Raw genomic sequence first — 914 nt, 5'->3', positions numbered from 1 at the left:
CGCTCGTAGCTCAATTGGATAGAGCATCTGACTACGGATCAGAAGGTTGGGGGTTCGAGTCCCTCCGAGCGCGCCACACGCCTTCGCAGGCCAGGACCCCCAACTGGTTCGACCATCCCACCCCGTCGCGCTGGTCGGCGTCGCCCAGACAGCCACAACCGTGCGTTAGCTGGCTCTTAGCGTCGTTGTCGTGGAGGTGAATGGCTACACGATCAAACCAGGGGCGTACCTCAACGGGGCATATCTTGCCGGGACGAACCTCACTCTGTTGGATCTCAACGGGGCGTACCTCAACGAGGCGGACCTCTACATGGCGGACCTCGCCGGAGCGAACCTCCACATGGCGGACCTCCGCAAGGCGGACCTCCGCGAAGCGGACCTTCACATGGCCGACCTCAGCAACGCGAGCCTCGAAGGAGCAGACCTTCGTAAGGCGAACCTCGCCAACGCAAACCTCGAAGGGGCGGATTTCACCGATCCGGACATCACATGTGATGACGGCACCCTGATGTGGATTGAGGGGGCGGACCTCCGCGAGGCCAATCTCGCCGGGGCGAACCTCGCTGGGGCAGAACTCGACTGGGCTGTCCTACTCAAGGCGAGGGCCAACGAGAAAACCCTTTGGCCGGAGGGGTTTGATCCGACAAGACGGGGAGTGATCTTCGAGGACTAGGCCGTTCTGGCAGGGCTGCTGGTCGGCCCGTAGCGTGGTTGTCGTGGACGAGGAGCGGAGATCATTAGAACGCGATATCGACGCCGCCATCCAGGCCTACGTGCGCCGTGAGTGCGGGCTGGCCATAGGTGAGCGCACCGCCGAGGAGATCAATCGCCACATTGGCTCTGCGGCGTCGCCCCCGTGCGAGGGTCGGGTCGAGGTCAAGGGCCGGGAGGTCATGAGCGGTCTTCCCAAGACG

General features: G+C 63.5%; 2 protein-coding genes. Both read left to right on the top strand.

The features are described from left to right. Positions 1-190 precede the first annotated feature (190 nt). Complete coding sequence (locus tag QF777_11940; GenBank protein ID MDP6912250.1) at positions 191-673, top strand: pentapeptide repeat-containing protein; 483 nt, start codon at positions 191-193, stop codon at positions 671-673. A 43-nt stretch (positions 674-716) separates the two neighbouring features. Beyond that, positions 717-914: rod shape-determining protein (locus QF777_11935; protein MDP6912249.1), on the top strand; the 198-nt coding region annotated here is incomplete at its 3' end.

The organism is Acidimicrobiales bacterium (assembly GCA_030747595.1).
Classification (GTDB): domain Bacteria; phylum Actinomycetota; class Acidimicrobiia; order Acidimicrobiales; family MedAcidi-G1; genus UBA9410.
Note: the sequence above shows the minus strand (reverse complement) of the source record. Positions and strands in the feature narration are given on the sequence as shown.